The following is a 12,023-nucleotide window of genomic DNA, read 5'->3' on the forward strand; positions in this document are numbered from 1 at the left end:
CTGACCTGCCCGGCCACCGCATGCGGCGCTGACCTGTGGCGATATGCGTACGCGTTGGTAACGGACCTGTTGCGAATCGGTGCAAGCGGGAGGTTTGCCCGCATTCGCGAGGTAGCGTCCGATCGATTTCGGTGGCCGGAACGACCACCGACCCTGGGTGGGGAACGAGAGGAGCGCTACCTTGCGCCGTGGACTGAAGATTTCACTCGTCACCCTCACGGGCGCGGCGCTGACGTTCGCCGCTTCCGCGTGCGGTGGCAAGGAGGCGGATACCGGCGGTGGCGACGAGGGCGGCAAGAAGGCCCTCAAGGTCGGTCTCGCATTCGACATCGGCGGCCGCGGTGACCAGTCGTTCAACGACTCCGCCGCCGCCGGCCTCGACCGGGCGAAGAAGGAACTGAAGCTCGAGACCGAGGAGATCTCGGCCAAGCCCGATGAGCCGGACTCCGACAAGGAGTCGCGGCTGCGCCTGATGGCCAGCCAGGGCCACAACCCGATCATCGGCGTGGGCTTCGCCTACACCACCTCGGTGATCAAGGTCGCCAAGGACTTCCCGGACACCAAGTTCCTCGTCGTGGACGCCGACCAGTGCAAGGTCGAGGGCGCCAACGTCAGCGGCGCCTGCTTCGCCGAGGAGCAGGGCTCCTTCCTCGTCGGCGCCGCCGCGGCGCTGAAGTCCGAGAGCGGCACGATCGGCTTCATCGGCGGCGTCAACGTGCCGCTGATCCACAAGTTCTTCGCCGGCTACCAGGCGGGCGCGAAGGCCGCCAAGCCCGACATCAAGATCCTTCCGGCGAAGTACCTGACGCAGCCGCCGAACTTCAACGGCTTCCAGGACACCGGCCTCGGCAACGAGGCCGCCAAGGGCCAGCTCGACCAGGGCGCGGACGTCATCTACCACGCCGCGGGCGGCGCCGGCATCGGCGTCATCAAGACCGTCGGCGCGGCCGGCAAGTGGGCCATCGGCGTCGACTCCGACCAGTACAAGCAGCCCGCGGTCGCCGGGGTGAAGGAGCAGATCCTCACCTCGATGGAGAAGCACGTGGACGTCGCGGTGTACGACTTCGTGAAGAGCGTCGCCGACGGCAGCGTCAAGGCCGGCACCAAGACGTACGACCTCAGCAACAACGGCGTCGGCTACGCCACGTCCGGCGGCCACGTCGACGACATCAAGGGCAAGCTGGACGAGCTGAAGGCCAAGATCGTCAGTGGCGAGATCAAGGTCCCGACCAAGGCCTGACGGTGGTGGGCCTGACGGTGGTGGGCCTGACCGTGGCGGGCCTGACCGTGGCGGGGCGCGTCTCCGCACGGTGACGTGACCGGCCTGTTCCGCCCGGCCGTAATCGCGCACCGGGCGTCACCGATCCGATGACGCCCGGTGCGCGGCACGTCCCGTGCGGCGCGTCCACACAGCACGTTCGAGGCAGGAGGAGGGGCACTCGTGCCTGACCAGGTGCCGGCCGTGCGGCTGACATCGATCACCAAGCGGTTTCCCGGAGTGGTGGCCAACCGCGACATCAACCTCACCATCGAGCATGGCGAGGTCCATGCGCTCTGCGGTGAGAACGGCGCCGGCAAGTCCACGCTGATGAAGATCCTCTACGGGATGCAGCGGCCGGACGAGGGCGCCATCGAGGTCGAGGGGGAGCAGGTCTCCTTCCGGAACCCGGCCGACGCGATCGCCCGCGGCATCGGCATGGTCCACCAGCACTTCAAGCTGGCGGACAACCTGACCGTGCTGGAGAACGTGATCCTCGGCGCCGAGCCCCGCGCCAAGGGCAGGCGCCGCGGCCGCATCGACTTCGCCGCCGCCCGCGACAAGATCACCGAGATGTCGCAGGCGTACGGGCTGCACGTCGACCCCGACGTGCTGGTCGAGAAGCTCGGCGTCGGCGAGCGGCAGCGCGTGGAGATCCTCAAGGTGCTCTACCGGGGCGCCCGCGTGCTGATCCTGGACGAGCCGACCGCGGTGCTCGTCCCGCATGAGGTCGACGAGCTGTTCGGCAACCTGCGGGAGCTGCGCGCCGAGGGCCTGACCGTGCTGTTCATCTCGCACAAGCTCGACGAGGTGCTGACCGTCGCCGACACGATCTCGGTGATCCGGCGCGGCACCACCGTCGCGACCAGGCTGGACCCGGGCGAGGTCACCTCCCGGCGGCTGGCGGAGCTGATGGTCGGGTCGGAGCTGCCCACCCCGGAGCTGCGCGAGTCCACCGTCACCGAGGACGTCCAGCTGGAGATCGGCGGGCTGACGGTGCTGTCCCCCGAGGGCCGCTCCATCGTGGACGACGTGTCGCTGCGCATCCGCCGCGGCGAGATCGTCGGGCTGGCCGGGGTCGAGGGCAACGGGCAGACCGAGCTGATCGAGGCGATCATGGGGATCCGGCACACGGACGCCGGGTCGATCGTCCACGGCGGCGAGGACATCACCCACTGGACGACGCGGCGGCGCCGCGAGGCGGGGATCTCCTACATCCCCGAAGACCGGCACCGGCACGGGCTCGTGCTGGAGGGGAGCCTCTGGGAGAACCGCATGCTGGGCCACCAGACCCGGCCCCCGAACGTCCGCGGCCCGCTGGTCGACCGGCGCGGCGCCCGCCGCGACACCACCCGGATCGTCCGGGAGTACGACGTGCGGACCCCGGGCATCGAGGTGCCCGCCGCCGCGCTGTCGGGCGGCAACCAGCAGAAGCTCATCGTCGGGCGGGAGATGTCCGGCGAGCCGCACCTGCTGATCGCCGCGCACCCCACCCGCGGCATCGACGTCGGCGCCCAGGCCGCCATCTGGGACTACCTGCGGCAGGCCCGCGCCGACGGGCTGGCCGTGCTGCTGATCAGCGCAGACCTTGAGGAACTCATCGGAATGTCCGACACCCTGCACGTGATCCTGCGGGGACGGCTCGTCGCGGAGGTCGATCCGCGGACCGTCACGCCGGAGGAGCTCGGCTCCGCGATGACCGGTGCCGGGGCGGCGTCATGACCGGCCCGAACGACGGCGACCCGAACGACGGCGAGCCGGAGGGCCCGGCCCGGCCGGGCGACGAGACACCCGCCCCCGAGTCGCCGAAACCGAAACCGAAACCGGGGTCGGGGTCGCCGAAGGCGGAGTCGTCCGGGCCGGACCTCGCGAAGTCGGGCTCCGATGACGGACCGGACGGGCCGGACGGCGGCGCCGCGTCCAGGGAACCGGAGCCGGTCCCGGCGTGGAAGGCGATCCTGCGGGGCCTCGGCCCGACCGGGCTCGGCCTGAAGATCGGCGCGCCGGCGCTGGCGCTGCTGATCTCCCTCGGCATCACCATGATCCTGCTGCGCGTCACCGGCGCCGACCCGATCAGCTCGATCCGGAGCATGGTCGACTACGGCACCACGGAACACTCGATCGTCGACATCGTGAACCGCGCCACCCGCTACTACCTGTCCGCGGTGGCGGTGGCGATCGGGTTCCGGATGGCGCTGCTGAACATCGGCGTGGACGGCCAGTACCGGCTCGCCGCGTTCCTGGCCGCCGTGCTCGGCGGGGCGGTGACCCTGCCCGCCCCCTTCGGCCAGATGCTCGTGATCGTCGCGGCGATGGCGGTCGGCGGGCTGTGGGCCGCGATCGCCGGGGTGCTGAAGGTGACCCGCGGCGTCAGCGAGGTCCTGTCGACGATCATGCTGAACGCGATCGCGACCGGCCTGATCGCCTACCTGCTGAACGACCAGCGGCTCGCGGAGCTCCGGCCGGGAAGCAACAACATCGCGACCCCGCAGATCCCCGAGTCGGGACGGGTCGGGCCGCTGAACGGCTTCCTGTCCTCGATCGGGATCGACCTGCCCAACCAGATGTACGGGCTGCTGCCGCTCGCGATCGTCGTCGGGATCGTGTTCTGGGTCGTCATCAACTACACCAGGTTCGGGTTCGACCTGAAGGTGTCGGGGCTGTCCCAGTCCGCCGCGCAGGCCAGCGGCGTCAACGCCCGCCGCATGATCGTCTACACGATGCTGGCGTCCGGTGTGGTCGCCGGGCTGATCGGCATGCCGGAGCTGCTCGGCGCGTCCTACGAGTACTCGCTGAACTTCCCGGCGGGGCTCGGGTTCACCGGGATCACCATCGCGCTCCTCGGCCGCAACCATCCGGCCGGCATCGCACTCGCCGCGCTCCTGTTCGCGTTCCTCGACCAGACCTCCGACGTGCTCCAGGCGGTCGACGTCCCGAAGGAGATCGTCAGGGTCATGCAGGGCGTGGTCGTGCTGACCGTCGTCATCGTGTACGAGCTCGTCCGGCGCTGGGAGATCCGCATGCAGCAGCGGGCCGTCGCCGCCGAGCTGGCCACCGGCCACGACCTGGCCCGCGAGTCCACGGGGAGCCGTTCATGAGCGCCGCGACCGAGACCGTGGCCGCGAAGAAGCCCGCGAACGGCAAACGCAGGCTGCGCTGGCCGCACTACCTGCTGATCGCCTCGGGGCTGCTGGTCCTGCTGTCGCTGGTCCGCGTGATCGACGACGCCGACCCGGTGACCTCCAGCGGGACGGTCAGCGCCTCGCTCCGCCTCGCCGTGCCGATCTTCCTGGCCGGTCTCGGCGGGCTGTGGTCGGAGCGGTCCGGCATCATCAACATCGGTCTCGAGGGCATGATGATCCTCGGGACCTGGACGGGCGCGTGGGCCGGATTCCAGTGGGGCCCGTGGATCGGCGTCCTGTTCGGCATCCTCGGCGGCGCCCTCGGCGGGCTGCTGCACGCGATCGCGACCGTGTCGTTCGGCGTCGACCACATCGTGTCCGGTGTCGCGATCAACATCCTCGGGCTCGGTCTCACCCAGTTCCTCGCCGGGCTGATCTTCGCCACCGGCGAGGCGAAGGCCCTCGGCGGCGGCCCCCGGCAGTCCCCGCCGGTCGATCCGATCATGACGTTGACGGCGCCGGTGCTGTCCGGCGGGAAGATAGGCGGCTGGCAGAGCCCCGACTGGCTCGGGTCGCTGGAGGGCCGGCACTGGTTCCTGGCGTCGGACCTCGCGGGCATCCTGCGCGGGCTGACCAGCGACATGTCGCTGCTGACCCTCGTCGCGCTGCTGCTGGTGCCGCTCAGCTTCCTGATCCTGTGGAAGACGCCGTTCGGGCTGCGGATCCGCTCCTGCGGGGAGGACCCGTACGCCGCCGAGTCGCTCGGCGTGAACGTGTACCGGATGAAGTACGCCGCCGTGATCATCTCCGGCGGGTTCTCCGGCCTCGCCGGCGCCTTCCTGGTCACCGTCGCCGCCCCGCTGTTCCAGGACGGCCAGACCAACGGCCGGGGCTTCATCGGCCTCGCCGCCATGATCTTCGGCAACTGGCGTCCCGGCGGTCTCACCGCCGGCTCGCTGCTGTTCGGCTACACCGACGCGATGAACGTGCGCGGCGGCGGCCAGGCCGTCCACGCGCTGCTGCTGTTCGTGGCGATCCTGCTCATCGGCGTCGCGGTCTGGCAGGCCCTGCGCGCCGGCAGGCTGCGTCCCCAGGCCGCGACGGACCTGGCCCGCCGCGAGGTCCGCAACGCCTACATCGGGGCCGTCCTGGCGCTGGTGGCGGCCGTCGGGCTGCTCGCCTGGTTCCTGCTGAGCGACGCGGTCCCCGGCGAGCTGGTCTCGTTCACGCCGCACCTGACGACGCTGCTCGTCCTGGCCCTGGCCAGCCAGCGCCTCCGCATGCCCGCCGCCAATGGGCAGCGGTACCGGCGCGGTGAGGCACGATAACGGTATGGAGATCGACTGGCCTGCCCTGCGCGACGCCGCGCGGGAGGCGATGACGCGCGCGTACTGCCCGTACTCGGGGTTCCCCGTCGGCGCCGCCGCTCTGGTGGACGACGGCCGCGTCATCACCGGATGCAACGTCGAGAACGCCTCGTACGGGATCGGGCTCTGCGCGGAGTGCGCCATCGTGTCGGCGCTGCACGGCCCCGGCAAGTCGGACCGGCCCCGCCTGGTCGCGCTGTCGGTCGTCGACCGGCACGGGAACCCGCTGATGCCGTGCGGGCGCTGCCGCCAGCTCCTCTGGGAGCACGGCGGCGCCCCGATGCTGCTGGAGACGACGCGGGGCATCCTGCCCATGTCGGACGTCCTGCCGGACGCGTTCGGCCCCGACGACCTCATCGACCGTGCGTGAAATCAACCGTGCTTGAGATCGACCGAGCCTGAGAGGGACTTCGTGGACGCCATCGATGTCATCCGCGCCAAACGCGACGGCGGGACGCTGACCCCCGACCAGATCGACTGGGCGGTCGACGCCTACACGAGCGGCGCGATCGCCGAGGAGCAGATGTCGGCGCTGGCGATGGCGATCCTGCTGAACGGCATGACCCGTCCCGAGGCGGCCCGCTGGACGGAGGCCATGATCCGCTCCGGCGAGCGGATGGACTGGTCGGCGCTGGACCGCCCGACCACCGACAAGCACTCCACCGGCGGCGTCGGCGACAAGATCACCCTGCCGCTGGCGCCTCTCGTGGCGGCGTGCGGCGCGGCCGTCCCGCAACTGTCGGGCCGCGGCCTCGGCCACACCGGCGGCACGCTCGACAAGCTGGAGTCGATCCCGGGCTGGCGGGCGTCCCTGACGAACGCGGAGATGCTGGACGTGCTGCGCTCCGCCGGGGCGGTCGTCTGCGCGGCGGGCAGCGGCCTGGCCCCCGCCGACCGCAAGCTTTACGCGCTGCGCGACGTGACGGGGACGGTCGAGTCGATCCCGCTGATCGCGTCCTCGATCATGTCGAAGAAGATCGCCGAGGGGACGGGCGCGCTCGTCCTGGACGTCAAGGTCGGTTCCGGCGCGTTCATGAAAACGGTGGAGAACGCCCGCGAACTGGCCGAGACGATGGTGGCGATCGGCACCGACCACGGCCTGCGCACCACCGCGCTGCTCACCGCGATGGACCGCCCCCTCGGCAGCGCGGTCGGCAACGCGGTCGAGGTGGCCGAGTCGGTCGAGGTACTGGCGGGCGGCGGCCCGTCCGACGTGGTGGAGCTGACCCTCACCCTGGCCCGGGAGATGCTCGCCTCGGCCGGGCTGTCGAAGGACCCGGCCGACGCCCTCAAGGACGGGTCCGCCATGGACGTCTGGCGGCGCATGATCACCGCCCAGGGCGGTGACCCCGGCGCGCCGCTCCCGTCCGCCCGCGAGACCCACACGGTCACGGCCCCGTCGTCCGGCGTCCTGACAAGCCTGGACGCCTACGGCGTCGGCGTCGCCGCCTGGCGCCTGGGCGCCGGACGCGCCCGCAAGGAGGACCCGGTCTCGTTCGGCGCGGGCATCATCTGCCACGCCAAGCCGGGCGACACCGTCACCGCGGGCCAGCCGCTCCTCACCCTCCACACCGACGACGAATCCCGCCTGCCCCGCGCCCTGGAGTCCCTCGACGGCGCCTACGAGATCACGGTCGGCGGCAGCCCGTCCCTCCACCCCCTGATCATCGACCGGATCACCTGACCGCCCTGCCGGATGTCCCTTACGACTGCGGTGTGAGGAGGTGGCGAACGGCCGGGTCACCGTTCCAGGCGTCGGCCACGGCTCGCAGCGGCAGGTTCGTGAACGGCGCTTCGAAGCCGGCCCCGGGAGCGGCGGTGAGGAGCTCCCCGGCACCGGCCAGGAGTTCTTTGACGGCCACGCTGCCGATGCCGCTTCCGATCAGCTCCAGACCCGTGCTGCGCAGCATGTCGCCGCGGACGGGGATCGCGTCCCCCGCCACGGTGCCGAGTTGGACGTAGCGCAGGCGCGGCTCGCCGGATCGGGAGCCGCGGCCTTCGGTCGCAGCCCTCAAGACGCGAAGGGCGGGCTCGCCCCAGACGAAGTCGAGCACGACGTCGATCCCTTCGTCGAACTGCTCGCGCAGCGCCTTGTCCGCGTCGTCGTTCAGGGCGATCTTCAAATCGGCGTCCAGACGCTTGGGAGTGCATGGATCCCCTCTCCGAGGTTCTCTCCCTGCTGAAGCCTCACAGCTACATAACCGGGGGCTTTGACGCCGGCGGGGCATGGGCACTCACGCTCGACGACCTGGCCGGCCGCATCAAGTGCTATGCCATCACCCAAGGCACGTGCCGGCTGGCGATCCAGGGCATCGACGCGCCGGTGCGGCTCCGGGCGGGCGACTGCTTCGTCCTGCCCAGCGGACGGCCCGTGACCATCGGCAGCGACCTGGGCGTCGAGCCGAAACGGGCGAGCGAAGTGCTCGACTCTGACCGCAGTGGCGAGATCGTCACCTACAACGGCGGCGGCGACGTGTTCATGGTCGGCAGCCGCTTCGAAGTGAACAGCCGCCACACCGAAGTGCTCCTGCGGACACTGCCGCCCCTCATGCGGGTCGAGACCTCGGGCGATCGTGCCAGGCTGAAATGGTCCATCGAGATGATGATGGAGGAACTGCGTGAGGCCCGGCCGGGCTCGTCGCTCGTGGCGCAACAACTTGCGCACATGATGCTGGTGCAAGCGCTCCGCCTGTATTTGTCCGAGGACTCCCGCAGCCACATCGGATGGTTCGCAGCCCTCGCCGATCCCCAACTGAGCGCGGCGCTCGGAGCGATACATGCGGATCCGGCGTTCCCCTGGACAGTGCAGGAACTCGCCGCGCGGGCCGGCATGTCGCGATCGACCTTCGCCGAGCGCTTTCGCGGACGTACCGGGGAGACGCCGATCGCCTATCTCACGCGCTGGAGGATGATGCTGGCGGGAGAGAAGCTCGTCCACGGTAACGAAACGCTGGCGCGAATAGCGGGATCGCTCGGATATGAATCCGAGCCCGCGTTCAACACGGCATTCAAGCGGGTCATGGGCATCTCGCCAAGGCGGTACGCCCGAGCCGGATTCCAATCCCCTTCCCGCCCGGTTGTCCCGGTACCGGCGCCTGACTGGCCGGTACCGGGACGCAGGGAATGAGGGGTGCTCGCGCTCGGACTTACAGGGGGAGTAGGGAGCCGTTGACGAGTGTCCAGCCCTGGGCGACTTGGAGGATCTTCGTCATCCGGGTTCCGGCAACGCCGATCATGTTGCCCTCGACGTCCGCGACGATGTGGGTGAGGTCGCCGGCGGCCTGCCCGGAGAGGGTCAGCACTCCGGAACCGGAGTCACCGGGGGTGGCGGCGCCGGCCCAGGAGTAGCCGGCGCCGTTCTCGATGTCCCAGCGGAGCGCGGCGCCCACGCGCGGCGTGCCGCCGGTGCCGATGAGCGTCCCGTGGCCGAAGTGCTTGAGCGGCTCACCCACCTGGTCGCCGGTGTGGACGCCGGCGGGGCCGCCCCAGACGGGCATCGTCGGGTTCATCCAGGAGGAGAACTCCGGAGAAATGGTGATCATGGCGAAATCGTCGCCGATGCCATGGTCGCGGGAGAGGCTGATCTTGCCGATCACGTACAGGCCGGGAAGCTTGCCCGAGGCCGGCGGCGGCACCACGTAGGCGCTCACCGGCTGCCCGACCACGCCGCAGTGCCCGGCCGTGCCGAGGCCCCAGGTGGAGTTCTTCTTGAAGACGAAGTTGGCACTGCACCAGCCGAGGAGATTGTCGCTGCCGTCACTGCCCAGCAGGGTGAGCAGCCATTGACCGGGCCGGATGCCGGGCTGGACGAGCCCGGCGGCCTGGGGCGCGGTGACCCCGCCCGGCAGCGTGGCATCGGCGGGGAGCCGGACGCCGTCGGTGCCCGAGGCCAGGAGCCGCCGCTCGAACTCGGGCGTGTACCAGGACGGGCTCACACCCGAATTGATCTTCTTGTAGAGCACACCGCCGGCCGCCGCGGTGGGCTGGGCCGCTTGGGCGGTGGCGGCCAGCGGGAGTGCTGTGGCGAACGCCAGGAGGGCTGCCGCCGCGATCCGGAGTGGGTGACGTGAGCGCATCGTGCCTCTCTCATGTGTACGGGGGATGTGCATGCGGAAGAGGTCGTTCGTGAGGACGGGGACGGCGGGGGATGCCGCCGGCGTGATCAGCGGCCGGACGCCCGGAGGCGGCTGCGGTTCACCGTGGGCGTCTGGACCGGGGAGTGCTGTGCGCGGGGCGGGCGGCGGGAGCACCGTGTGGGCGGAGATGCGGTAAGTGCAGGGGACACGTGGACTCCGTCCGTGTTTATTGTGACTCGACCCGAAATCGCTGTATGTGATCCTAGTGTTACTCATGGCATCGACGGATGGCCCGAATCGCACCCGCATTCCGGACCAAATCACCGCTCCCTGCGGGCCCGTCCTCGCACGTACCGCTCCCAGAGCTGCCGCGCACGATCGGCCCGGCCTGCTTCCGTCGAGGTCCGCGGGGTGCGGGCGTCGATTCAGGGGCAGGACGGGTGAATGGGTGGCGATCAGTTCATGACCGCGGCCGTGCTGCGTCGGCACGGCGGGCCGGATGCCCTGGAGTTGCGGGAGGACTGGCCGGTCCCCGGCGTCGGTCCGGGGCAAGTGCTCGTGCGTGTGAGCGCGGCGGCGTTGAACAACACCGACATCTGGACGCGGGAGGATAGTGTGATCCGCCGACCGCACTGAAGGAGGACCTTTTGATCGACCGCGACCTTGGCGAATCGAGCGATGCGCAGTTCGAGGCACCGGCACCCGGCAACGCACGACCGCGGCGACTGTCCACCACGTTCGTGCGGATCGGTGCCGTCGCCGTCCTCGCCTGCGTGCCGCTGGCGGCCTGCGGGGACGACGGCGGTGCGGGCGGGGGCGCTGCCGCGGAGGACGGGGGCGGCGTCGCCAGCGTCGAGGACTTCTGCGCGTCGATGGACCGCGTCAACGTCCACCTCGACTCAAGGGGCTTCTTCGAGAGCGCCGAGGACGACGAGGTCGCGCCGGCACTCGAGGCGGTCCGGAGCATCGACGTGCCCGAGGAGATCACGTCGCAGTGGGCAACGGTGATCAAAGGCACCGAAAAGGCCGTCGAGCTGGAGAACAGCGGTGGCAGGTTCGAGAAGACCGCGGAGAGCGAGAAAGCCGCGGATCGCATCCTCTCGTACGTGGACGTGCAGTGCAGCGTCGACCTCAGTTCCTGATCCCGGATTGAGTGCGCACCCGACAGGCGGGGCGCGTAGGGGCGTGACCTCGCCGGGGAGGGATGCCGGGTGGCGGACGAGGCGGCGACCGGCCGGGTCCTGAACGCCCGTTGGTCGCGGCCTGCCGCGCTCGCGGTATGGACCACTACCGCAGCTGGGCTGGTGGTCCTGCGGGGCGTTCCCCTCGACACCCTTCAGGTGCTCGCCTGGATCATCGCCACGCTCGCTCTGGTCACCGCCCTCAGCGGCGGCAGGGTACGCCGGGTGTTCGTCGACTGGCTGCCCCTGGCGGGTCTGCTCTTCGTCTACCGCCTCACCAGCGGCGCGGCCGACACGCTCGGACTGCCGGTGCACGTCGCGTCCATCGCCGGGCTCGAGTCCGCGCTGTTCGGCGGCGAGGTGCCGTCGGTCTGGCTTCAGGAGCACCTCTACCGCCACCCACCGTGGACCGCCGTCTGGTGGGAGGTCCCGATCGTCCTCGTCTACGTCTCGCACTTCGTCGTCCCGTACGCCGTCGGAGCCTGGCACTGGACGCGGGGGGCGGCCCGCTGGCCGTTCTGGTTGCGGCGGTACGCGGGAGTGACCGTCACCGCACTCGTGATCTTCATCCTGGTGCCGGCGGCTCCGCCCTGGATGGCCGCGCGCCTGGACATCATCGGCTCGGTCCAGCGCACGGCGGGCCGGGGCTGGTCGCTGCTCGGACTGGACGTGGCGGAGCGGCTGATCGACACCGGCCAGGCGTCGGTCAACCTCGTGGCGGCCATGCCCTCCCTCCACGCCGCCCACGCCGCGCTGGTGCCCGCCCTGTTCTGGCGTGGACGGGCCTGGGCAACGCGCATCGCCCTGCTCGCCTACCCGGCGGCCATGGGTTTCGTCCTCGTCGTCACCGGCGAGCACTATGTCGTCGACGTGCTCGCGGGCTTCGCGCTCGTAGCGGCCGTCTGCTGGGCGTGTGGCCGCTGGGAAGCCCGGCGGAGGAGAGCGAGCGACTGGGGAGCGCTTGATGCCACAGCCGTAGATCGAGCCGGTGACCTGCGATGACGCGGGTCGGTCACCCA

The 12,023-nt window shown here is 70.6% G+C and carries 12 protein-coding genes; 10 read left to right on the plus strand and 2 right to left on the minus strand.

What is annotated here, in order from left to right; translation table 11 throughout:
- Positions 1-181 precede the first annotated feature (181 nt).
- The 6 genes from ACTWPP_RS15885 (at position 182) to ACTWPP_RS15910 (ending at position 7,431) form a co-directional block, all read left to right on the plus strand.
- Positions 182-1,240, plus strand: coding sequence for a BMP family lipoprotein (locus tag ACTWPP_RS15885; RefSeq protein ID WP_443104995.1), 1,059 nt, complete (start codon positions 182-184; stop codon positions 1,238-1,240).
- A gap of 201 nt (positions 1,241-1,441) precedes the next feature.
- Entirely contained in the window at positions 1,442-2,980 is a 1,539-nt protein-coding gene (locus ACTWPP_RS15890) for an ABC transporter ATP-binding protein (RefSeq protein WP_443104996.1), read from the plus strand.
- The gene (locus ACTWPP_RS15895) at positions 2,977-4,356 is read left to right on the plus strand and encodes an ABC transporter permease (protein ID WP_443104997.1); all 1,380 of its coding nucleotides are present in this window, start codon (positions 2,977-2,979) and stop codon (positions 4,354-4,356) included. Before ACTWPP_RS15890 ends, ACTWPP_RS15895 begins: the two co-directional genes overlap by 4 nt.
- Complete coding sequence (locus ACTWPP_RS15900) at positions 4,353-5,708, plus strand: ABC transporter permease (RefSeq protein WP_443104999.1); 1,356 nt, start codon at positions 4,353-4,355, stop codon at positions 5,706-5,708. Before ACTWPP_RS15895 ends, ACTWPP_RS15900 begins: the two co-directional genes overlap by 4 nt.
- 4 nt (positions 5,709-5,712) lie before the next feature.
- Complete coding sequence (locus ACTWPP_RS15905; RefSeq protein WP_443105000.1) at positions 5,713-6,117, plus strand: cytidine deaminase; 405 nt, start codon at positions 5,713-5,715, stop codon at positions 6,115-6,117.
- Positions 6,118-6,159: 42 nt separating this feature from the next.
- Positions 6,160-7,431 carry a thymidine phosphorylase gene (locus ACTWPP_RS15910; RefSeq protein WP_443105001.1) on the plus strand — a complete coding sequence of 424 codons (1,272 nt, stop codon included), beginning with the start codon at positions 6,160-6,162 and terminating at the stop codon, positions 7,429-7,431.
- A 19-nt stretch (positions 7,432-7,450) separates the two neighbouring features.
- On the opposite strand, the gene ACTWPP_RS15915 is transcribed toward ACTWPP_RS15910, so the two are convergent.
- Entirely contained in the window at positions 7,451-7,870 is a 420-nt protein-coding gene (locus tag ACTWPP_RS15915) for a hypothetical protein (RefSeq protein ID WP_443105002.1), read from the minus strand.
- A gap of 26 nt (positions 7,871-7,896) precedes the next feature.
- On the opposite strand from ACTWPP_RS15915, the gene ACTWPP_RS15920 reads away from it, so the two are divergent.
- A complete protein-coding gene (locus ACTWPP_RS15920) occupies positions 7,897-8,874 on the plus strand; it encodes an AraC family transcriptional regulator (RefSeq protein WP_443105003.1) in 978 nt (325 codons plus the stop codon).
- Between the two features lie 19 nt (positions 8,875-8,893).
- On the opposite strand, the gene ACTWPP_RS15925 is transcribed toward ACTWPP_RS15920, so the two are convergent.
- Positions 8,894-9,823 carry a hypothetical protein gene (locus tag ACTWPP_RS15925; RefSeq protein ID WP_443105004.1) on the minus strand — a complete coding sequence of 310 codons (930 nt, stop codon included), beginning with the start codon at positions 9,821-9,823 and terminating at the stop codon, positions 8,894-8,896.
- 444 nt (positions 9,824-10,267) lie between these two features.
- On the opposite strand from ACTWPP_RS15925, the gene ACTWPP_RS15930 reads away from it, so the two are divergent.
- The 3 genes from ACTWPP_RS15930 (at position 10,268) to ACTWPP_RS15940 (ending at position 12,006) form a co-directional block, all read left to right on the plus strand.
- Positions 10,268-10,459, plus strand: coding sequence for a hypothetical protein (locus ACTWPP_RS15930; RefSeq protein WP_443105005.1), 192 nt, complete (start codon positions 10,268-10,270; stop codon positions 10,457-10,459).
- Positions 10,460-10,470: 11 nt separating this feature from the next.
- Positions 10,471-10,965: a hypothetical protein gene (locus tag ACTWPP_RS15935; protein WP_443105006.1), complete on the plus strand. Its 495-nt coding sequence runs from the start codon at positions 10,471-10,473 to the stop codon at positions 10,963-10,965.
- A gap of 69 nt (positions 10,966-11,034) precedes the next feature.
- Positions 11,035-12,006, plus strand: a complete 972-nt coding sequence (locus ACTWPP_RS15940; RefSeq protein WP_443105007.1) for a phosphatase PAP2 family protein — start codon at positions 11,035-11,037, stop codon at positions 12,004-12,006.
- The last annotated feature ends 17 nt before the right edge of the window (positions 12,007-12,023 follow it).

Origin of the sequence: Actinomadura sp. 3N407 (assembly GCF_052245875.1) — a bacterium.
GTDB lineage: Bacteria > Actinomycetota > Actinomycetes > Streptosporangiales > Streptosporangiaceae > Spirillospora.

Bases quoted from the DNA above. Each gene is read 5' to 3' on its own strand.
- ACTWPP_RS15895 (WP_443104997.1), top strand. From the start codon at position 2,977: ATGACCGGCCCGAACGACGGCGACCCGAACGACGGCGAGCCGGAGGGC.
- ACTWPP_RS15905 (WP_443105000.1), top strand. From the start codon at position 5,713: ATGGAGATCGACTGGCCTGCCCTGCGCGACGCCGCGCGGGAGGCGATG.
- ACTWPP_RS15900 (WP_443104999.1), top strand. From the start codon at position 4,353: ATGAGCGCCGCGACCGAGACCGTGGCCGCGAAGAAGCCCGCGAACGGC.
- ACTWPP_RS15920 (WP_443105003.1), top strand. From the start codon at position 7,897: ATGGATCCCCTCTCCGAGGTTCTCTCCCTGCTGAAGCCTCACAGCTAC.
- ACTWPP_RS15930 (WP_443105005.1), top strand. From the start codon at position 10,268: ATGGGTGGCGATCAGTTCATGACCGCGGCCGTGCTGCGTCGGCACGGC.
- ACTWPP_RS15925 (WP_443105004.1), bottom strand. From the start codon at position 9,823: ATGCGCTCACGTCACCCACTCCGGATCGCGGCGGCAGCCCTCCTGGCG.